Here is a 21,260-nt window from a genome sequence, read left to right on the forward strand (position 1 = left end):
GGTGGCCGGGCGTGCTAAACTCGCGGCCGTTTTACCTAATCGCTGCATTCTTTATACGGAACACCCATGGCCAAACGCCAACTCAATCGTCGTCAAAACTGGCGCATCGAAAAGATTCAGGGCGAACGCGCCGCCCGCGCCGCCAAACGCGAGTCCTCGGCTGTCGAGGCACTTGAGGGTGGCGACCTGGGCCCGGAACAGCACGGTCTGGTGATCGCGCACTTCGGTGTGCAGGTCGAAGTCGAGGCCCGCGACGGCGAACTGGCCGGCCAGGTGTTCCGTTGCCACCTGCGCGCCAACCTGCCGGCGCTGGTGACCGGCGATCAGGTGGTGTGGCGCGCCGGCAACCAGGGCATCGGTGTGATTGTGGCGCAACTGCCCCGCAACACCGAGCTGTGCCGCCCGGACAGCCGAGGCCAGCTCAAGCCGGTGGCGGCCAACGTCGACATGATCGTCATCGTGTTTGCGCCGCTGCCCGAGCCCCACGCCAACCTGATCGACCGTTATCTGGTGGCGGCCGAGCATGCGGGCATCAAGCCGCTGTTGTTGCTGAACAAGTTCGACCTGATCGATGAAAACAACGCGCCTGCGCTGAATGCCTTGCTCGCGGTTTACCGTACCCTCGGCTATCCGGTGCTGGAAGTGTCGGCGCACCACGGCAACGGCATGGAGCAATTGCAGGCACAACTGGACGGGCGCATCAGCGTGTTCGTCGGCCAGTCCGGTGTCGGCAAGTCGTCGCTGGTCAACAGCCTGCTGCCGGATGTCGAAGCCCGCGTCGGTCCGCTGTCCGAGCTGTCCGGTCAGGGCACCCACACCACCACCACCGCGCGTTTGTTCCACTTCCCCGGCGGCGGTGAGTTGATCGACTCTCCGGGTATCCGCGAATTCGGCCTGGGCCATGTCAGCCGTGCCGATGTCGAGGCCGGTTTCATCGAGTTCAACGATCTGCTTGGCACCTGCCGCTTCCGCGACTGCAAGCATGACCGCGAACCCGGTTGCGCCCTGCTCAAGGCCCTTGAAGACGGCCGCGTGCAGCAACAACGGATGAACAGCTACCGCTCGATCATCGCCAGCCTGCCGGAAAACGGCTACTAAACAGACGTGTCGGCCACCCTGACTACGGCGGGGCGGTCGGCGGCTGGTTCTTTCCCCCCCCACTTAAACATCAGATTTTTCTGTAAGGCTTGCGCACGCCTGCTTGTAGGGCATTTCTCTTTCCGCCCCCGCCCCTTGTAGCTGCCCTGTAATCGCCTAAGTTCAAACCCTCTTCGCACTCCAGCGACACCGAGGGACACCCATGCAAATCTACCATCTGTTCATCAGCCACTCGTGGAACTACTCCGACGCCCACGACAATCTCGTGCGCCTGCTCAACGCCAAGCCTGGCTTCACCTACAAGAATTTTTCGGTGCCACCGGACAACCCGATTGTCGGCGCGAAAACCGACAAACAACTTGAGGAGGCCATCGAAAACATGATCCGCCCGTGTTCGGCGGTGCTGATCATGGCCGGGATGTATTCCACCTACAGCAAGTGGATCAACAAGGAAATCGAGATCGCCAAGCGCATGGGCAAGGTGATCATTGCGATCAAACCGTTCGGCGCCGAGCGGATCTCCACGGTGGTACGTGATGCGGCACATGCCGAATGTGCGTGGAACACCAACAGCATCATCAATGCCATTCGCCAGCATACGGCGGTGTAACCATGCGCAAGGGACTGTTTATCGGCATCAACGACTACACCCATGTGTCGCACCTGAGCGGTTGCTGCAATGACGCCATGGCCATGGCATCCGTGCTGAAGACCGACGCCAACGTCGATCCGAACTTCAAGAACATCGTGCTGACCTCCGCCGAGGACTACCTGAGCCGGGAAAAACTCGAGGAGCAGATCCGCGAACTGTTTTCCGGGGACTGCAACGTCGCGCTGCTGTACTTCGCCGGCCACGGCAGCTTCGACGCCGACACCGACGAAGGCATGTTGATCCCGCAGGATTACAAGAGCGCCAAGGACGGGATTCGCCTTAGCGACATTCTCAACTGGGCGAGCAAAGCCACGAAGATCAAAAACAAAGTGATCATTCTCGACTGTTGCCAGAGCGGCTCGGCCGGCGAGCTGCGCGCCTTGCGCAGTGAGGGCAGCGTGGTCGGCGAAGGCATGACCATTCTGACTGCCTGCAAAAAGGAAGAGCCGGCGATGGAGGGCGTGCAACATGGTGTGTTCACCGGTTTGTTGCTCCAGGCCCTGCACGGTGGTGCAGCGAACATCCTGGGCAAGATCACGCCCGGCAGCCTCTATTCGTTTGTCGACAATGCCCTTGATGCCTGGGAACAGCGCCCGGTGTTCAAGACCAATGTGTCGCAGTTCATTTCCCTGCGCGAAGTGTCGCCGCTGATCCCCAAGGAAATCCTGCGCAAACTCCCCGAATGGTTTGCCGAAGCCGAGTCGGTGTACCCCCTCGCGCCCAGCTTTGAACCCACCGAACCGGAATTCAACCCGGAACACGGCGAGGTCTTCGCCCAGCTGCAAAAGTGCAACCGCCACAGTCTCATCGAACCGGTGGACGCCGAGCACATGTATTACGCCGCCATTCACGCCACCGGCTGCCGCCTCACCGCCCTCGGCGCCTATTACCGCGAACTCGCGATCAAGGGACATTTCTGATGCCAGTATTTATCAGCTACCGCCACATGGATCGCGCCCACGCGGTCAAAATCAACACGCGCCTGATGCAGGCCAGCATCAAGACCTACCTCGACGTGCTGGATGCCGAATCCCAGACCACCGACGACATCACCGGGGTGATCACCCGCAACATCAGCGAATGCACGCACCTGCTGGCGGTGGTGTCGGAGAAAACCGCCCTGTCCTGGTGGGTGCCGTTCGAAATCGGCGAGGCGACCATCACCAACCGGCGTATCTGCTCGTTCAAGACCGGCCCGGCAGAACTGCCGCTGTACCTCGATAAGTGGCCGAAGCTGACCAGCGACCGGGACATCGAGTTCTTTATCGATGCCTATCGAAACGAGGCGACGCTCAAGCGCTCGATGTCGCTGGAGTCGGTGACCGGCAGCGAGTCGGTGCGCAGCGTTAACAAATCCAATGCGGATCGCTTCCACGCCGACCTCAAGTCCCGAATCATCCGTGGGTTCTAGTGCAGCCAACACCGATAAAAAAGCCGACATCGCTGTCGGCTTTTTTGTGCGTCACTGCTTGGGCGCTTCACCCGGTTTCGGCGCCGGAGCATCAAACAGATTCAACCGTTCGCGCAGCTCGTGGGCCGGCAGCGGTTCCTTGTCCGCCGGCAACGCGTTCGGGTCGACCGGTGTGCCTCCCGGAGCTGCCGAACCTTGCGGAGCATCAGGTGCCGGTTCCGCGCCTTGCGAACCTTCGATCGCATGCTGGGCTTTCCTGGTCAGCACGACGATGTCGATGCGACGGTTGACCGGGTTGAACGGATGCTCGCGATCGAACAGGGCCGACGAGGCATAACCGACCACGCGCGCTACCTGCGCCTCCGGGTAACTGCCCGCCACCAGTGCACGACGTGCGGCGTTGGCACGGTTGGCTGAAAGCTCCCAGTTTCCGAAATCACCGGTGCCGGTGTACGGCTTGGCATCGGTGTGGCCGCTGATGCTGATCTTGTTCGGCACCGCTTTGATGGTGTCGGCCATGGCCAGCAGGATGTCTTCGAAATACGGTTTCAGACGTGCACTGCCCGAGTCGAACATCGGCCGGTTCTCGGCATCCACGATCTGGATGCGCAGGCCGTCCGGAGTGATTTCGAACAGGATCTGGTCCTTGAACTTTTGCAGTTGCGGGTTCTCTTCGACCTTGTTCTGCAGTTCTTGCAGCAACAGTTCGAGGCGTTCTTTTTCGACCTGTTCGGCCATGCCTTCAACCTGGTCGGTATCGATGGTGACCTTGTCCGGCTGCGGCTGGGACTTCACCTCCGGGTTGAGGGTATTTTCCGGCGCCAGGGTCGGCGTGCCGCCCAGATCGATGATGTAGGGCGTTCCGCTTTCGGAGAAACCGATCGGGTCCTTGAAGTAACCGGCGATGGCGATCTTCTGTTCCGGCGTTGCCGTGGACAACAGCCATAACACCAGGAAGAACGCCATCATCGCTGTCGCGAAGTCCGCGAAGGCGATTTTCCAGGAGCCCCCGTGGTGCCCGCCCGCGTATTTCTTGACGCGCTTGATGATTATTGGCTGGTTATTTTCCATGACTTAGCGACCGCGAACCGCTTGTTCCAGCTCAGCGAAGCTGGGACGGTGCGCCGGATACAGAACCTTGCGGCCGAATTCCACCGCCAACGAAGGTGGCATGCCGGAAGCCGAAGCGACCAAAGAGGCCTTGATGGCTTCGTAGACGTTCAGTTCTTCCTTGGCATCGTGACCCAGGGCGTGGGCCAACGGACCGAAGAAACCGTAGGCGGCGAGGATACCGAAGAAGGTACCTACCAGCGCTGCACCAACGTGCAGACCGATCATTTTCTGGTCGCTTTCACCCAGGGAAGCCATGGTCACCACGATACCCAATACCGCCGCGACGATACCGAAACCGGGCATGGCGTCGGCGATGCCGTTGACTGCGTGGGAGGGGTGGTCCAGGTCTTCCTTGAGGCTGGTCAGCTCCATGTCGAACAAGCCTTCAAGCTCATGGGGAGCCATGTTGCCGGAGGACATGATGCGCAGGTAATCGCAGATGTACGCGGTCATGCGCTCATCTTTCAATACCGTCGGGTACTTGGCGAAGATCGGGCTTGCGGCGGCATCTTCGATGTCACCTTCGATCGCCATCATGCCTTCGCGTCGGCTCTTGTTGAGGATCTCGTAGATCAGCCCCAGCACTTCCAGATAGAAGCCGTGGTTGAAGCGCGAACCGAACATGCCAAAGGCTTTCTTGAGCACGCGCATCGTCATGTGGCCGGGGTTGGCCTGCAGGAAAGCGCCAAGTGCCGCTCCCCCGATAATCATCACCTCGAAAGGCTGGATGAGAGCGCCGATTTTGCCGTGGGAGAGCACGTATCCGCCGAGCACGCTCGCGAATACGACGATGATGCCGATAATTTTAGCCATAGGTAGGAGAGCACTTACTGAGTCGGGTTCAAGGTCATATTCGGAAGTTAAAAAATCTCTTCTTCTACTTATCGGCAAAACTGCGCCAGACTATAGGCCGTTCAGGCGAAAAGCCAATTTGACCCAATCCGGGCATAGGTAATGTTGACGATGATCGCCTCCCACCATGGTTAACGAAACGAACGTTCCAACGCCAATACCGACGACGCTCGAAGGTTGGGTCAAGCTGCTCGATGGCGTACGCCTTCCCGTTCCGCAAACCAGCCACGACCGCGTCTGCGCGGCCATCCGCGACAGTCGCAGCTCGCTGCGCGATATCACTGAATTGATGCAGGACAGCCCGGCCCTGGCCCTGAGTGTCATTCGCGAGGCCAACCGGCACACCCACGGCAGCATGACCGAGCCGGCGGAAAACCTTGAGATCGCGATCAATCGCCTCGGCTTGAAGCGCACGGAAGAGTTGCTCGCGCGCCTGCCCGCCCAACCCCGGTCCGATATTCCCAAAGCCCTGCGTCAGTTGCAGATGATCAGCCAGCACGCCACGCAACAGGCCAACGGTTTTTTTGCCAGTCGCCTGGCACGCCTGTGGCAGGACATCCACTGGGGCAGCCTGCTGTTTCTTTCGCCGCTGTGGCCGTTGGCGCTGACCCATCCAAAACTCCTCGAAGACTGGGAACTGCGGGTCATCCATAAAGGTGAGTCGGCACGCAAAGTCGAACAGCAACTGTTTGGCGTACGCCTGCTGGACATCGGCCAGGCGCTGGTGGATATCTGGCGCTTGCCGATCTGGGTGCAGCAGGGTTATCGGCTGTTACTCACTGAACAGCGGGAACTGGTGAAAGTCCTGCGCATCGCCCGTGACAGCGAGCATCCACTGCGCCAGCAGAACCGCCTCGATGACGATCCGACCCTGCGCCGCTGGCTCAATCAACCGGCCAATACAGTGTTGCTGGCCAATGGGCTGGCACTGTCGGCGCAACACGCATGGGACAGCCCGCACAGTGAACGCTGGCAGTACCTGACCAGTCTTTACCTGCAAATGCCGATGGATGAGGTGCAACAACAACTGCACCAGCAAGCCGCCAACAGCGCACGCCATCACGCCATGCCCGACCTCTGGCACCCCGCCGAATCGCTGATCTGGCCGTGGGGCTTGAACCGTATCCACGCCGGCTTGCTGCCGGCGGCGGCACCGAGTGCCGAAGAGCTGGCGATATGGCGCAAGCGATGTGCCGAATTGCTGGTCGAGCCGAGTCGTTTCACCAACGCCATGCACTTGACCATCGCTGCCCGGGACGCCCTCGTGGCCTGCGGCATGCGTCGGGTGATGATCCTGATGGCCGACCGCACCCACGCCAATCTGCGCGTGCACCAGACGGCGGGCCTGCCGAAGGACGCGGCCGGGCTGAACTTCGTGGTCAGCCAGAGCAGCGTGTTGCAACGCCTGCTCGCGCAACAGGCCCAGGTGCGCCTGACACCAGCCAACAACACGCAATTCTCGGCCCTGTTGCCCAACAGCCTGCGTTCGCAGTTCAGCGGCGAACATCTGCTGCTGCGCTCGCTGGTCAACAATGGCCGGGTGATCATGATCGTCGTGGCAGATCAGGGCGGCGGTCCGTTTTCGGAAATTTCCGTACAGGCCTTCGGCAAAACCGCGCAATGCATCGAAAAAGCCCTGCACAGCTTTAGCCACCGAGGCCAATAAGCTGCGTTACAATCCTCCCTTTTGTGCTCTGGAGACCTCACATGTCTGACTTCTCTGGCTTGCCGCTGGTGATCGAACCGAGCGACTTGCTCCCTCGCCTCGACGCCCGCGAACTGATTCTGGTGGACTTGACCAGTGTCGCCCGCTACACCGAAGGGCACATACCCGGCGCGCGCTTTGTCGATCCGAAACGCACTCAACTTGGCCTGGCGCCCGCCCCGGGATTGATGCCGCCGCAGGCAGCGCTGGAAACGTTGTTTGGTGAGCTTGGACACAACCCCAATGCCGTCTACGTGGTGTATGACGACGAAGGCGGCGGTTGGGCCGGACGCTTCATCTGGCTGCTGGACGTCATCGGCCACAGTAAGTACCACTACGTCGACGGCGGCCTGCGGGCCTGGCTGGCAGAAGGCTTGCCCATGTCGATCCAGGTCCCGCCAGCTGTGGGTGGCCCGGTTTCACTGACCTTGCATGACGAGCCCACCGCCACCCGCGAGTACCTGCAAAGTCGTCTCGGTGCCGCCGACCTGGCGATCTGGGACGCACGCGGGCCGCTGGAGTATTCGGGTGAAAAAGTGTTGGCGGCCAAGGGCGGGCACATTCCCGGCGCGATCAATTTCGAATGGACCGCCGGCATGGATCAGGCACGCCAGCTGCGCATCCGCACCGACATGCTGCAGATCCTCGAACAACTCGGGATCAGCAAAGACAAAGAAGTGATTACCCACTGCCAGACCCACCACCGCTCTGGCTTCACCTATCTGGTGGCCAAGGCTCTCGGTTATCCGCGGGTCAAGGGCTACGCCGGCTCCTGGGGCGAATGGGGCAACCATCCCGATACCCCGGTAGAAATTTAAGATTTTTAAGGACCGTTAATGAACAAGCGTCTGTTTCTCCTCGGCCAGTACCTGCTGCCCCACAACTTGCTCTCGCGACTGGCCGGCTGCATCGCCGAATGCCGCGTGCGCTGGTTCAAGAATGCCTTTACCGCCTGGTTCGCCAAGCGCTATCAGGTGGACATGTCCCAGGCGCTGGTCGAAGACCTGACTGCCTACGAACACTTCAACGCGTTCTTCACCCGCGCACTGAAAGACGGTGCCCGTCCGCTGGACGAAACTCCGGGCGCGATCCTCAGCCCGGCCGACGGCGCGATCAGCCAGCTCGGCCCGATCGAACACGGTCGTGTGTTCCAGGCCAAGGGCCACAGCTTCAGCGTGCTGGAACTGTTGGGCGGTGATGCGGCAAATGCTGCGCCGTTCATGGGCGGTGACTTCGCGACCATTTACCTGTCGCCAAAGGACTACCACCGCGTACACATGCCGCTGGCCGGCACCCTGCGCGAGATGATCTACATCCCTGGCCGCCTGTTTTCGGTCAACCAGACCACCGCTGAAAACGTTCCGGAACTGTTCGCCCGCAACGAGCGCGTGGCGTGCATTTTCGACACCGAGCGCGGGCCGATGGCCGTGGTGCTGGTGGGCGCGATGATCGTGGCTTCGATTGAAACCGTCTGGGCCGGCCTGGTCACGCCGCCGAAGCGTGAGCTGAAAACCTTCCGCTACGACGAAGCTGCACGCGCGCCGATCCATCTGGAAAAAGGTGCGGAACTGGGTCGCTTCAAGCTGGGTTCGACCGCTGTCGTACTGTTCGGGCCGGATCAAGTGAAGTGGGCTGAAGAAATGACCGCCGGTACAGCGGTGCAGATGGGTCAGGGCATGGGCTCACCAAAAGCCTGACCTGTATGAAGATCTGAATGTGGGAGCGGGCTTGCTCGCGAAAGCGGACAGACAGTCAACATAGATGTTGAATGTGACGACGCCTTCGCGAGCAAGCCCGCTCCCACATTGTGTTACAGCTGGCCGTCGCGATCGCGGAAGCCCAGCAGGTACAGCACGCCATCCAGGCCCAGCGTCGAAATGGCCTGCTTGGCCGACTGCTTCACCAGCGGCTTGGCGCGAAACGCCACGCCCAACCCGGCAATCGCCAGCATCGGCAAATCGTTGGCTCCGTCGCCGACCGCAATGGTCTGCTCCAGGCGCAAGCCTTCCTTGTGTGCCAGCTCCCTCAGCAAATCTGCCTTGCGCTGTGCATCGACAATCGGCTCGACCGCCACGCCGGTGACTTTGCCGTCGACCACTTCCAGTTCGTTGGCAAACACATAGTCGATACCCAGCTTCGCCTGCAATTGCTTGGCGAAGTAGGTGAACCCGCCCGACAGGATCGCAGTCTTGTAGCCCAGGCGCTTGAGTTCAGCGAACAGGGTTTCTGCGCCTTCGGTCAGACGCAACGAGGCGCCGATAGAGTCCAGCACGCCAACGTCCAGCCCCTTGAGCAAGGCCAAGCGCTCTTTGAAGCTGGCGCGGAAGTCCAGTTCGCCAGCCATCGCCCGTTCGGTGATTTCCGATACTTTGTCGCCGACACCGGCAGCCTTGGCCAGCTCGTCGATCACTTCGGCTTCGATCAGGGTCGAGTCCATGTCGAACACCGCCAGGCGCCGGTTACGACGGAACAGCGAATCTTCCTGGAAGGCGATGTCGACGTTCAGTTCCTGGGCAACGCTGAGGAATTCGGCACGCAGCGCCTGCGGATCAGCCGCTTCGCCGCGCACGGAGAACTCGATGCAACCCTTGCCCTTGTCGGCCGGCGTGTCCAGCGGCATACGCCCGGACAGGCGATCGATGTGATCGATGTTCAGGCCATATTTGGCGGTGATCGAACTCACGGCCTGCAACTGCCCGGCTGTCACCTTGCGGGTCAACAGGGTCACGATGTGGCGTTTTTTGCCCTGGTTGCCGACCCACTGCTGGTAATCCTGTTCGGACACCGGTGTGAAACGCACCTGTTGATCGAGCTCGTAGCCCTTGAACAGGATGTCCTTGAGCACGGACTTGCCTTGCTCGGTGTCGGGAATTTCAACCAGGATGCCGAACGACAAGGTGTCGTGGATCACCGCCTGACCGATGTCGAGAATGTTCACACCACCCTGGGCCAGAACGCCGGTAATGGCCGCAGTCAGACCCGGACGGTCGACTCCCGTGATGTTTATCAGGACGATTTCGCGCAAGGCGCACCCCCGCAGGTGGAAAAAAACCGCATTCTACCCACTTTCAGTGACCATCGGGCACCGTGAGCGCTTTGACGGTCTAGGGCCTGTCGCTATACTGCGCGTCAACTTCACGGACAAAAGAGCCGAGCGCAAGTGAACCGGCCCACGCCAGTAAAAACCGATAACTTCTTCCTGCTGATCTTCCGTGCACTGCGCCACCGCCGTGTACCGATTGCATTGCGCATCGCCAGCCATAACGTGATCCTGGTCGCCCTGGCCCTGGTCATCTATGCCGGCGTGATGGGCTTGCAGTTCAAGCAGGCCATGCACGAGCAGGCAGATGCGCTGGGCGAAAGCCTGACCACGCAGACGGCCACGTCGGCCACCGAGCTGTTGGTGTCCAACGACATCCTCAGCCTCAACGTGCTGCTCAATAACCTGACCAAGAACAAGCTGGTGGCCCACGCCGCCATCTACAGCCCGGATAACCGCATCCTCGCCGAGTCTGGCCAGCGTCCCAAGCATGGCCTGTTGGGCGAAGCCGAGGGCATGTACCAGAGCAAGATCACCTTCCAGGACGTGACGGCTGGGCAATTGCGCATCAGCCTGGACATGGACCAGTTCCAGCAGCCGATGACCATCAGCCTGCAAAGCATGGGTATTCTGAGCGCCATCCTGCTGGCCCTGTCTTTGGCACTGAGCCTGCGCATGGGGCGTTATCTCTCAACGCCCCTGCTGCAATTGCGGGTGTGGCTGCGCAATATCGATGAATACACCCCGGCCACCGACCGCCAGGACGAAATCGGCGATCTGGCGCGTCAGCTGCACGCCAACTTCGCCCCGGAGCCCGCCCCTGTGCCGGAACCGGAACCGGAGTTCGACGACGTCGATGATGAGGCCGACCCGGCCTTCGAAGTCCGTAACCTGCGCGACCCGAGTTTCGACGAGAGCCGTCCGGTAGCGGCGCTCAAGCCCGCGCCTCGGCAGATCGTCAGCACCGTCGAAGACGACGATGACGAAGACCCGTTCGCCGACCTGCGCGACGAGTCGCTGGACAGCACCCCACAACCGGTGATTCGCAAGGCCACGCCGAGCGTGCCGCAACAAAGCGCGGTACTGGCGGTGCAACTGGGTTCCCAGGAGCAACTGCGTCGCCTGCCGCGGGCGCGTCTGGAGGAACTGCTCGAACGTTATCGCGACTGCCTCGACCAGGCCGCATCGCTGTATCAAGGCGAAGTGGAGACCTTGAACGACGGCAGCACGCTGATGCTGTTCCACACCGAAGACAGCGGCGACGATTACCTGACCAACGCCATTTGCTGTGGCGAGTTGCTGCGGGCCCTGGGCCACCAGTTGCAAATCGAAGTCGCGGACAGTGGCATCACCCTGCAATTGCAGTTGGGCCTGACCCTCGGCGACGAACTGTTCGGCCTGAGCCAGATCGACCTGCTGCTGACCGACTCCGCCCAGGACGCCCTGGCCCTGTCGCAGCACAGCCGCAACCTGCTGCTGGTGGAGCGCAAGATCAGCGACGACGCCTTGATCCGCCAGCGCGCACGGATCCGTCCGATTGCCAGCCCTGAAGGCGCATGCTGCGTGGAGCGGTTGATGGAGCCGTATCCATCGATGCTGGAGCGGCAACTGGCGCGGATGCACGAACGCCGCGCTTAAACCTTAGGCCCGGCCACAATGAAGCCCGCAGATGAGTGATCGTCTGCGGGCTTTTTGTTGTCTGTACCTACGCCTTCGCGGGCAAGCCCGCTCCCACAGGGACGTGGTCGTACACAAGATCTGTGTTCACAGAGATAAGTGTGGGAGCGGGCTTGCCCGCGAAGAGGCCGGAACCGACGCCAGATATCCCCAGCCCGCAGAAACAACAAAGCCCGCATCAATGCGGGCTTTGTTTCAAATCCATCCAGGGTCAGAAGCGGAACACTTCCATATCCGTACGAACAGGCGCGGCCATCGGGATCTTCGGCTGCTTCTCCTGTTCTACTGCAGGCGCTGCTGGCTTGGCCGCCGGTTTGCGCGGTACTTCGGCGATCGGCGGCTGATTGGCCAGCGGCTTGAGCGCCACAGACAATTGCTCGGCCAGGCGTTGCAGCAACACGCCCTGCGCCTGGACCTGAGCTGCCGTACTACCGGCATGCTGTTCCTGCAAATGAACGATGCGATTATCGCGGACCTGCCCACGACGGTCGATCAGGCGCCATTGCGCGTCGAGGATCGCCGGTTGTTTTTCACCCGAATCCAGGCGCGTGATAGTCAGCAGCACCTGAACATCCGGGGTGAAACCCACTGTAGCCGGGGCCAGCACAACGCGCTGGCTGTCCAGGTGGCCTGCGACCTGACGCAGCAACAGTTGATCGATATCCGACGAAAGGCTGCCAGCCCAACGACCGTCGGTCGAGGCTTGCAGGCTGCCATCCGGCTGACGCTGCAACAGGGTTTCGCGTTGCAGGTAGTCGGCCACGGTGACCGGCCCCAACAATACCGCCATGCCCGCGTTCTGTGCAGGCTGAGCCGGACTTCCAGCGTCCAGCTGATACAGCGACACCGGCTGGTGAACGCTACAGCCCGCCAGGCCAAGAATGCTGGCGAGCATAAGAATAAAAGGAAGGCGCAGAGCAGTCATCGTCCCATCCAGGTGATCGCTAAAAGGCTGATCACAGTGAAAATACTCAACAAATATGAAGAACGCACGGCAGTGCCGGCGCTTGAAAGGCCATATCATCCGTGAATATGCGTTCCGACTCCAGCGCAAAGCGCCGAACTACGGGTTAAATCGTAGATCGGCGCTTCTAAGTCACCTAATTGGGGTTTTCGACGAGCAGCGCATCTACCCGCTGGAAACCACGCGGCAATTTATTGCCACGACGGCCACGTTCACCCTTGTAGTGTTCGAGGTCGTCCGCTTTCAGCGACAAGGTACGTTTCCCGGCCTGCAACACCAGTGTTGCACCGTCCGGCAATACGGCGATGTCCGTCACAAACTCTTCGCGACTGGCGACTCGCTCACCGGGAATCCCGATGATCTTGTTGCCTTTGCCTTTACCTAATTGTGGCAGGTCGCTGATTTTAAAGATCAGCAGGCGACCTTCGGTCGTCACCGACGCCAGCCAGTTCTGTTCACGATCGGCCACCGGGCGCGGCAGCATCACCTTGGCGTTGTTCGGCAGGCTCAACAGGGCCTTGCCCGCCTTGTTCTTGGCCTGCAGGTCTTCACCCTTGACCACGAAACCGTAGCCGGCGTCGGAGGCGATTACGTACAGCGCATCGTCTTCCGGCATCAGCACACATTCAAAACTCGCTCCCGGTGGCGGCGTCAGGCGGCCGGTCAACGGTTCGCCCTGGCCACGGGCCGACGGCAAGGTGTGGGCAGCCACCGAATAACTGCGGCCGGTGGAGTCGATAAACACGGCAAACTGGTTGGAACGCCCGGCGGCCAGCGCCTTGAAACCGTCCCCGGCCTTGTAGGAAAGCCCGGTGGCATCGATCTCGTGGCCTTTGGCGGAACGAATCCAGCCTTTTTCCGACAGCACGACCGTCACTTTCTCGTTCGGCAGCAGATCGTGCTCGGTCAGGGCTTTGGCTTCGGCACGCTCGACAATAGGCGACCGGCGGTCATCACCGTAGGTTTCAGCGTCCTTGATCAGTTCGCTGCGCACCAGTTTTTTCAACTTGGCTTCGCTGCTCAGAAGGGCTTGCAGCTTGGCTTGTTCCTTGAGCAGTTCATCCTGTTCGGCACGCAGCTTCATCTCTTCCAGTCGCGCCAACTGACGCAGACGGGTGTCGAGGATGTAGTCAGCCTGGATTTCGCTCAGGGCGAAGCGTTCGATCAGCCTGGCCCGTGGCTGCTCCTCGGTACGGATGATGTGGATCACTTCATCCAGGTTGAGGTAGGCAATCAACAAACCGTCCAACAGGTGCAGGCGACGCTCAACCTTGTCGAGGCGGAATTGCAGGCGACGACGTACGGTCTGCACCCGGAATTCCAGCCATTCAACCAGCAACGCGCGCAGGTTTTTCAGCTGCGGCTTGCCGTCCAGGCCGATGATGTTGATGTTGACCCGGTAGCTCGACTCCAGCTCGGTGCTGGCGAACAAGTGCTGCATCAAGGCATCGTGGTCGAAGTTCTTCCGCGCACCCGGAATGATCACGATCCGACACGGGTTTTCGTGGTCGGACTCATCACGCAGGTCGGCAATTTGCGGGGCCTTGGACGGCTTGGCCTGCATCATCGCAGCGATCTGCTCCAGCACCTTGGCGCCCGAGACCTGATGCGGCAGCGCGGTAACGATGATGTCGCCGTCTTCGATGTGATACACGGCGCGCATGCGCACCGAACCGCGACCGGTTTCGTAGATTTTCAGCAGGTCGGCGCGCGGGGTGATGATTTCCGCTTCGGTCGGGTAGTCCGGGCCCTGGATGTGTTCGCAGAGCTGTTCGACCGTGGCCTTGGGCTCATCGAGCAAACGCACACAGGCCGTGGCGACTTCACGCAGGTTGTGCGGTGGCACGTCGGTGGCCATGCCCACGGCGATGCCGGTGGTGCCGTTGAGCAGAATGTTCGGTAACCGCGCCGGCAAGACCAGCGGCTCGTCCAGCGTGCCGTCGAAGTTCGGGCCCCAGTCTGCCGTGCCCTGGCCCAGCTCGCTGAGCAGCACTTCGGAATAACGCGACAGCCGCGCTTCGGTGTAACGCATGGCGGCGAAGGACTTGGGATCATCCGGCGCACCCCAGTTGCCCTGGCCGTCGACCAGCGTGTAGCGATAGCTGAACGGCTGGGCCATCAGCACCATGGCTTCGTAGCAAGCCGAGTCGCCGTGGGGGTGGAACTTACCGAGCACGTCACCGACGGTACGCGCCGACTTCTTGTGCTTGGAATCGGCGTCCAGCCCCAGCTCGCTCATGGCGTAGACGATACGCCGCTGTACCGGTTTCAGACCGTCGCCGATATGCGGCAAGGCACGGTCCATGATCACGTACATGGAGTAGTTGAGGTAGGCATTTTCGGTGAAGTCAGCCAGTGACCGGCGCTCTACACCGTCCAGGCTGAGATCAAGGGAGTCGCTCATGCGGGCCTCATCGGTTCGTTGTCTGGCGCAGCAGCATGGTGCCACCGCGCTGGGTAAATTCAAGTTTGTTCAGTGCGCTCATGCCGAGCAACACCTGATCGCCATGCAGTCCCGGCGCCACCAATGCGCGCACGTCGTGCAGCACGATGTCGCCCAGTTGCAGGCGTTCGATACGAGTGCGATAGCCCTGGCTCAAGCCATTGGCCGTGCTCAGGGTCACGCCGAATCCTTCTTCGAGTTTCAAACGCCTGGCCAGATCCGCCGGGATCGACACATCGGTCGCCCCGGTATCGAGCATGAAGTCCACCGTCTGGCCGTTGATCTGACCACTGGCGACAAAATGCCCCTGGGCATTGCTGACCAGTTTCACCTCAATGAAACCTTCGCCCAGCTGCGAGCTGACCACCACATTCGGATTTTGCTGTCGCGCTTCCCATTGGCCAAAAAACCGCGTGGCCAGAAACAGCGCGGCACACCAGGCCAGTACCATAAACACCCGACCGATGCGCTGACCCGGCGTTTGTCGGCTCACGGCTTGGCACTCCAGCCACCTTCCGGTGCAGCGAAGCGCCAGACCACCGGACGCACTTCGCCATCGGCACGGGCGCCAAAGTTGTTGTCGACACCGACCCAGGCGCCATCGGCATCCACGATCAATGCTTCTTCCAGCCCGTAGTTCTGTGGATAACGACGGTTTTCCTGCAGTAACTCGGCGGCGTACGACCAGCAGCGCTCGACCTTGGCTGTCTGCGGATCCCGGCGGCAGATCTGGTAGGCGTTGCGTTCAAGGGTGAACAGCTTGCCGTTGAACAGCGACAGGTCAGAGAAGTCCCGCGGGGCAGCTTTGCCATGGGGAAACTGCTCGGGCTGCATTTCCATGCCTGCCTCGCTCAGCAGCACGCAGCCACCGTCGCAATCCCACAACGTCTGTTTGCGCTTGATCATTAGCAGTCCGCGGCCTTGACGCTCGGCGGCGAGCCACATTTGATCACCCGCCGGATTGATCGCCAGCCCTTCGAACAGCGCGTTGAATTGCAACAGCAGGCCACTGGCCCGCGCCTCGCGAACCAGCATCGGAGAGATTTTCAACCAAGAGGCAGGCCCCGTTGGCGGCACTTGCAAGACAGCGGCATGGCCTTCACTGACCACATAACGATTACCGGCGCTGTCGCAGGTGATGCCTTCGAAATCCAGATTACCGCCACGCACGAACGAAGCCCCCCAAACGCGAGACTTCAGCCCCCAGGGCAAACTGCTGTCCGGCACCGGCGGTACGTCAATGTGCACCGTTTCCGCCTGCCAGGCAGATTCACTGGTATCGAGGCGGTAGATCTGATCATCGTCGCGATCGGAAACCGCCCACAAATCTTTGCCGCACTGCGCCAGCCCGGACAGGTTGCCGCCGCGCATGCCGTCGACGACATGCTCGGACAACAGGCGTAGCTGTGGCGCCGGCTCGGCGGATACCGTGATCGACGTCAGCAGCAACCCACAGGCCAGGGCAAAGCCCAAGCGCATCAGCCCAGAACCTCGGCCAGGTTGCCCTTGGACTCCAGCCAGGTCTTGCGGTCACCGGCGCGTTTCTTCGCCAGCAGCATGTCCATCATTTCCGAGGTCGCTTCGAAATCCTCGCCCAACGTCAGTTGCACCAGGCGCCGGGTGTTCGGATCCATGGTGGTTTCACGCAGTTGCGGCGGGTTCATTTCACCCAGCCCCTTGAATCGGGTGACCTGCGGCTTGCCACGCTTCTTCTCGGCCACCAGACGATCAAGAATGCCATCGCGTTCGGCTTCGTCCAGAGCGTAGTAAATCTCCTTGCCCAGGTCGATGCGGTACAACGGCGGCATGGCGACATAGACATGACCGGCATCCACCAACGGGCGGAAATGCTGGACGAACAAGGCGCAGAGCAGGGTCGCGATGTGCAGACCGTCGGAGTCGGCGTCGGCGAGGATGCAGATCTTGCCGTAGCGCAGCTGGCTCATGTCCGCCGCGCCCGGATCGACGCCGATGGCCACGGCGATATTGTGCACTTCCTGGCTGGCCAGCACTTCGCTGCCGTCGACTTCCCAGGTGTTGAGGATCTTGCCGCGCAACGGCAGGATCGCCTGGAATTCTTTATCCCGTGCCTGCTTGGCCGAGCCGCCGGCGGAGTCACCTTCCACCAGGAACAGCTCGGAACGCATCGGATCCTGTCCAGCGCAGTCGGCCAGCTTGCCCGGCAGCGCCGGGCCTTGGGTAATGCGCTTGCGCTCGACCTTCTTGCTGGCCTTGAGACGACGGCCGGCGTTGTTGATCGCCAGTTCCGCCAGCAACATGCCGGTTTCCGGGTTGGCATTGAGCCACAGGCTGAAGGCGTCCTTGACCACACCGGAGACGAACGCCGCCGCCTCACGGGACGACAGGCGCTCCTTGGTCTGGCCGGAAAATTGCGGCTCCTGCATCTTCATCGACAACACGAAGGCAATGCGTTCCCAGACGTCCTCCGGCGCCAGCTTCACACCGCGCGGCAACAGGCTGCGGAATTCGCAGAACTCGCGCATGGCGTCGAGCAGGCCCTGGCGCAAACCGTTGACGTGGGTGCCACCCTGGGCAGTCGGGATCAGGTTGACGTAGCTTTCCTGGACTGCGTCGCCACCTTCGGGCAGCCACAGCAGCGCCCAATCCACCGCTTCTTTATTACCGGCCAGGCTGCCGCAGAACGGCTCGTCCGGCAGGCGCTCGAATTCGCTGACCGCATCCACCAGGTAGGAACGCAGGCCGTCTTCGTAATGCCATTCGACTTTCTCGCCGCTGGCCTTGTCTTCAAAACTGACCAGCAGCCCCGGGCACAACACGGCCTTGGCCTTGAGCACGTGCTTGAGGCGGCTGATGGAGAATTTCGGGGAGTCGAAGTATTTCGGATCCGGCGCGAAGAACACGCTGGTGCCGGTGTTGCGCTTGCCGACTGTGCCGACGATTTCCAGCTCGGTGGCCTTGTAGCCATCCTTGAAGGTCATCTGGTATTCGTTGCCGTCACGCTTGACCCGCACCCGCACTTCGGTGGACAAGGCGTTGACCACGGAAATACCCACCCCGTGCAGACCGCCGGAGAACTGGTAGTTCTTGTTGGAAAACTTGCCACCGGCATGAAGCTTGGTAAGGATCAGTTCGACGCCCGACACGCCTTCTTCGGGGTGAATGTCCACCGGCATGCCACGGCCGTCATCGCTGACTTCCAGGGAATGGTCGGCATGCAGGATCACCTGCACCGATGTGGCATGCCCGGCCAAGGCTTCGTCGACACTGTTGTCGATGACTTCCTGGGCAAGGTGGTTCGGCCGACTGGTGTCGGTGTACATGCCGGGGCGTTTGCGCACCGGGTCGAGGCCCGAGAGGACTTCGATGGCGTCTGCGTTATAAGAGCTAGCGCTGGGAGTGGCCATGGGGTCTCGTCGTCAGTGTTCCGTGAAAAAAAGTGTTCGGAAAAAAAAAGAAATCCATGAAAGCAGGCATTGCATCAAAGCGATGTGAAATCAATCGCCTGATACAAATCGGCGCCAATGCCGGCAAAACTCAACAAGGCTGGCAGTTGCGTGGCAAACCCCTGAAAACTATGGTCGCCGCCAGCCTGGATACGCAGGGCGCATGCCCGGTAATACTGCTGGGCGAGGCGATAGTCCAGCGTTTCGTCAGCCGTCTGCAACCACACCTGATAACGCTGCGGATCCTGGGGCGCCGGCACTTCCAGCTCGGCCAGGGCCGTCACGTGGTCGGGGGTCAACTCCCAGGTCTCTTCGGTATACAGGTTTTTCTGCGTTCCCAGATAGCCGTCGAACATCCGGTGCGGGCTGACGGCAGGGTTGATCAACAGGGCTTTCAAGCCATGGCGCTCGGCCAGGTGAGTGGCATAGTAGCCGCCGAGTGAGCTGCCGACCAGCAGCGGCCGCCCCAGCTCGGCAATCGCCTGCTCCAGTTGCGCGATAGCCTGGCGCGGGTGATGGTGCAACGCCGGAACTCGCAAGTGTTCGCTCACGCCCAGACGCTCCATCACGTTGATCAACTGGCAGGCCTTCTTCGACAACGGCGAGCTGTTGAGGCCGTGGATATAAAGGATCGAACCGGACATTTGAGCTCCCTGGACGTCGGCTAAAGAGACGGAGTTTACAGGGACTCAGGGGAATCGGGGATATCCGCGAAATTCAAGGCGTCTGTGTAGACGACTTCGCGAGCAAGCCCGCTCCCACAGGGGATTTGTGACCGACGCCAATCCTCTGTGGGAGCGGGCTTGCTCGCGAAGGCCGCGCCTCGGTCTACCTGAAAAATGAACAGTCAGTAGCCGTTGGAGCCGTAATCCACAGTGAAATCGAACCCGGTGACCCGCTCCACCCCGGTTTCCAGCCGCCCGTCGGGCAACAACCGCAACCAGCGATAGCCCGGCGCCTGTTCCCCGACCTTGAAATCCTCGCTGCCGGGCTCGAACTGGATGCAGGTGGACGGCGAAGCGATCAGACGCACATCGTTACGTAATTGATCGATTTCCTGGTGTACATGCCCCCACAACACGGCACGCACCTGTGGAAAACGATCCAGCACTTCAAAAAACGCCTCGGGATTGCGCAGACCGATAGGCTCCATCCACGCGCAACCAATCGAAACCGGGTGATGGTGGAAGCACACCAGATGATGACGCTCCGGCGCTTCACTCAAGGAGCGGGCAAGCAATTGCAACTGTTCGTCCTGCAAATACCCCGGCACCGAGCCCGGCACGGCCGAATCGAGCATCGTGACCCGCCAGTTACCGATATCCACCACCGGTTCGAGCAAAGCACTCTGCACCGCCGCCTCGGCCATGATCTGCGGTTCATCGTGATTGCCGGGAATCCAGCGCGCCGGTGCATCCAACTGGCGCGTCATGTCGCGAAATTGCTGGTAGGACGCAAGCGTCCCGTCCTGGGACAGGTCACCCGTGGCCAGGATCAAGTCAATCTGCGGCTGTTGCGCGCGCACCAGCTCGATGACCTTTTGCAGGCTGTCGCGGGTGTTCATGCCCAGCAGCGTGCCGTCCGCTTCGGCAAACAGGTGGCTGTCGGAGAGTTGCACCAGCAACGCCGGATCGGCAGTGGTCAATGTGGATACGCTCGGCAAGGCGTTCTCCCAGGGCGTGATCACGGGGATGGGTAAGTGCCGCAATTATGCTGGGGGACGGTCGAAAGGGGAAACCTGCGAACCTGAAATAGTTCACAACTGCGCTTCACAACTAACGTACTACTTCGTACTCATGCCCCAGCGCCAGGCAATGGCTCAGCCATTCGCCCAGAAACATGTTCAGCTGGGCCTTTTCGTCCGGCTGGTGCATTGAGGCGTTCGGGTAAGGATAGATGCCGCGAAAGCGTCGCGCATGTTCGGCGCTGACTACTTCGGCCATGCGTGCGTCGTGGTAGACCTGCACTTCCAGTTGCGGCACCGGCAGCCACGGCAGGCTGTGTTCCTGACGCACTTGCAGGGTCGTGGTGTAAGGGCAGGTCAGCAGCACTTCCAGGGCCAGCACACCGAGCATCTGGTCGCCATGGGTCACGGCGATGCGCCGGGCGGCGGGCTCGCTGCGCATGTCCGGCAGCAGTCGCATCAGGCGCGCGTAGTTCGCCTCGCAGGACGCTTGCAGCCCCACCAGGTCCACTCGATACCGATCGCGCAGCTTGTTTACGACCATAGCCCCCTCACTTCAACGCGGTTCAAAGCCAGCCATTGCAAGGCAATGATGCTCGCCGCGTTGGCAATACGCCCGTCGCGCACGGCTTGCAGGGCATCGTCGAAAGCCCAGACCGTGACGCGAATATCTTCTGCCTCTTCCTCCAGCCCATGCAGGCCGCCAACCCCTGTAGTGTCGCAACGCCCCAGGTAAAGATGCACGAATTCGTTGCTGCCGCCCGGCGATGGAAAGTATTTGAGCATCGGCCAAAGCGCCCCGATTTCCAGCCCAGCTTCCTCCTGCGCCTCGCGGTGAGCAACTGCTTCCGGCACTTCATCCTTGTCGATCAGACCAGCGACCAGTTCGATCAGCCACGGGTTGTCGGTCTTGCCCATGGCACCGACGCGAAACTGCTCGATCAGCACGACTTCATCGCGCTGCGGATCGTAGGGCAGCATGCATACCGCGTCATGGCGAACGAACACTTCACGATTGATCTCGCGGCTCATGCCCCCGGCGAACAATTCGTGGCGCAAGTGTACGCGTTCGAGTTTGTAGAAGCCCTCGTAGCACTTTTCGCGCCGCACGATATCAACGGCGGTCGGAATGGCGTTGGCAAAATCCTTCATGACAATCCTCGTTACTGCGAATCCTGTTCGAGGCTCCTTTTTTT

The 21,260-nt window shown here is 60.9% G+C and carries 20 protein-coding genes; 8 read left to right on the top strand and 12 right to left on the bottom strand.

The genetic code is table 11. The features are described 5' to 3' along the window. The first annotated feature begins 66 nt into the window (after positions 1-66). The 4 genes from rsgA (at position 67) to ABIA48_RS12390 (ending at position 3,161) form a co-directional block, all read left to right on the top strand. A complete protein-coding gene (gene rsgA / locus ABIA48_RS12375) occupies positions 67-1,098 on the top strand; it encodes a small ribosomal subunit biogenesis GTPase RsgA (protein ID WP_007983967.1) in 1,032 nt (343 codons plus the stop codon). A 202-nt stretch (positions 1,099-1,300) separates the two neighbouring features. After that, complete coding sequence (locus ABIA48_RS12380; protein WP_429488923.1) at positions 1,301-1,708, top strand: TIR domain-containing protein; 408 nt, start codon at positions 1,301-1,303, stop codon at positions 1,706-1,708. Between the two features lie 2 nt (positions 1,709-1,710). Then, positions 1,711-2,670, top strand: a complete 960-nt coding sequence (locus ABIA48_RS12385; RefSeq protein WP_429488925.1) for a caspase family protein — start codon at positions 1,711-1,713, stop codon at positions 2,668-2,670. Next, on the top strand, positions 2,670-3,161 hold the full coding sequence (locus ABIA48_RS12390; protein WP_429488927.1) for a toll/interleukin-1 receptor domain-containing protein: 492 nt from the start codon (positions 2,670-2,672) through the stop codon (positions 3,159-3,161). Before ABIA48_RS12385 ends, ABIA48_RS12390 begins: the two co-directional genes overlap by 1 nt. Positions 3,162-3,212: 51 nt before the next feature. Here the strand turns inward: ABIA48_RS12390 and motB are convergent, their stop codons facing one another. Continuing rightward, positions 3,213-4,232: a flagellar motor protein MotB gene (gene motB, locus ABIA48_RS12395; protein ID WP_429488929.1), complete on the bottom strand. Its 1,020-nt coding sequence runs from the start codon at positions 4,230-4,232 to the stop codon at positions 3,213-3,215. A 3-nt stretch (positions 4,233-4,235) separates the two neighbouring features. Next, on the bottom strand, positions 4,236-5,087 hold the full coding sequence (gene motA / locus ABIA48_RS12400; RefSeq protein ID WP_429488931.1) for a flagellar motor stator protein MotA: 852 nt from the start codon (positions 5,085-5,087) through the stop codon (positions 4,236-4,238). Positions 5,088-5,253: 166 nt separating this feature from the next. On the opposite strand from motA, the gene ABIA48_RS12405 reads away from it, so the two are divergent. From ABIA48_RS12405 to asd, 3 genes are read left to right on the top strand one after another with little or no spacing between them, the layout of a single operon-like run. Further along, positions 5,254-6,792 carry an HDOD domain-containing protein gene (locus ABIA48_RS12405; RefSeq protein WP_429488933.1) on the top strand — a complete coding sequence of 513 codons (1,539 nt, stop codon included), beginning with the start codon at positions 5,254-5,256 and terminating at the stop codon, positions 6,790-6,792. Positions 6,793-6,833: 41 nt separating this feature from the next. Beyond that, positions 6,834-7,649, top strand: a complete 816-nt coding sequence (locus ABIA48_RS12410) for a rhodanese-like domain-containing protein (protein WP_429488935.1) — start codon at positions 6,834-6,836, stop codon at positions 7,647-7,649. A gap of 18 nt (positions 7,650-7,667) precedes the next feature. After that, a complete protein-coding gene (gene asd / locus ABIA48_RS12415; protein ID WP_007983952.1) occupies positions 7,668-8,528 on the top strand; it encodes an archaetidylserine decarboxylase in 861 nt (286 codons plus the stop codon). A 113-nt stretch (positions 8,529-8,641) separates the two neighbouring features. On the opposite strand, the gene serB is transcribed toward asd, so the two are convergent. Then, a complete protein-coding gene (gene serB, locus ABIA48_RS12420; RefSeq protein WP_007983950.1) occupies positions 8,642-9,856 on the bottom strand; it encodes a phosphoserine phosphatase SerB in 1,215 nt (404 codons plus the stop codon). Positions 9,857-9,991: 135 nt separating this feature from the next. Between serB and ABIA48_RS12425 the strand changes: the two genes are divergently transcribed. Beyond that, on the top strand, positions 9,992-11,509 hold the full coding sequence (locus ABIA48_RS12425) for an AhpA/YtjB family protein (RefSeq protein WP_429488938.1): 1,518 nt from the start codon (positions 9,992-9,994) through the stop codon (positions 11,507-11,509). 250 nt (positions 11,510-11,759) lie between these two features. Here the strand turns inward: ABIA48_RS12425 and ABIA48_RS12430 are convergent, their stop codons facing one another. From ABIA48_RS12430 to ABIA48_RS12470, 9 genes are all read right to left on the bottom strand, one after another. Beyond that, entirely contained in the window at positions 11,760-12,473 is a 714-nt protein-coding gene (locus ABIA48_RS12430) for an ABC-type transport auxiliary lipoprotein family protein (RefSeq protein WP_204934687.1), read from the bottom strand. A 175-nt stretch (positions 12,474-12,648) separates the two neighbouring features. Next, positions 12,649-14,916, bottom strand: a complete 2,268-nt coding sequence (parC, locus tag ABIA48_RS12435) for a DNA topoisomerase IV subunit A (protein ID WP_007991562.1) — start codon at positions 14,914-14,916, stop codon at positions 12,649-12,651. 7 nt (positions 14,917-14,923) lie between these two features. Then, a complete protein-coding gene (locus ABIA48_RS12440) occupies positions 14,924-15,448 on the bottom strand; it encodes a retropepsin-like aspartic protease family protein (protein WP_429488940.1) in 525 nt (174 codons plus the stop codon). Then, entirely contained in the window at positions 15,445-16,434 is a 990-nt protein-coding gene (locus tag ABIA48_RS12445; protein ID WP_429488942.1) for an esterase-like activity of phytase family protein, read from the bottom strand. Before ABIA48_RS12445 ends, ABIA48_RS12440 begins: the two co-directional genes overlap by 4 nt. Next, complete coding sequence (gene parE, locus ABIA48_RS12450; protein WP_429488944.1) at positions 16,434-18,341, bottom strand: DNA topoisomerase IV subunit B; 1,908 nt, start codon at positions 18,339-18,341, stop codon at positions 16,434-16,436. Before parE ends, ABIA48_RS12445 begins: the two co-directional genes overlap by 1 nt. A gap of 74 nt (positions 18,342-18,415) precedes the next feature. Continuing rightward, positions 18,416-19,024, bottom strand: a complete 609-nt coding sequence (locus tag ABIA48_RS12455) for a YqiA/YcfP family alpha/beta fold hydrolase (protein ID WP_007991554.1) — start codon at positions 19,022-19,024, stop codon at positions 18,416-18,418. A 203-nt stretch (positions 19,025-19,227) separates the two neighbouring features. Then, a complete protein-coding gene (cpdA, locus tag ABIA48_RS12460) occupies positions 19,228-20,043 on the bottom strand; it encodes a 3',5'-cyclic-AMP phosphodiesterase (RefSeq protein ID WP_429488946.1) in 816 nt (271 codons plus the stop codon). A 112-nt stretch (positions 20,044-20,155) separates the two neighbouring features. Further along, positions 20,156-20,608 carry a DUF1249 domain-containing protein gene (locus ABIA48_RS12465; RefSeq protein ID WP_007977461.1) on the bottom strand — a complete coding sequence of 151 codons (453 nt, stop codon included), beginning with the start codon at positions 20,606-20,608 and terminating at the stop codon, positions 20,156-20,158. Next, positions 20,599-21,216 (bottom strand): NUDIX domain-containing protein, encoded by a 618-nt coding sequence (locus ABIA48_RS12470; protein ID WP_204934681.1) that lies wholly within the window; start codon positions 21,214-21,216, stop codon positions 20,599-20,601. Before ABIA48_RS12470 ends, ABIA48_RS12465 begins: the two co-directional genes overlap by 10 nt. Between the last annotated feature and the right edge of the window lie 44 nt (positions 21,217-21,260).

The organism is Pseudomonas sp. S30_BP2TU TE3576 (assembly GCF_050436025.1).
GTDB lineage: Bacteria > Pseudomonadota > Gammaproteobacteria > Pseudomonadales > Pseudomonadaceae > Aquipseudomonas.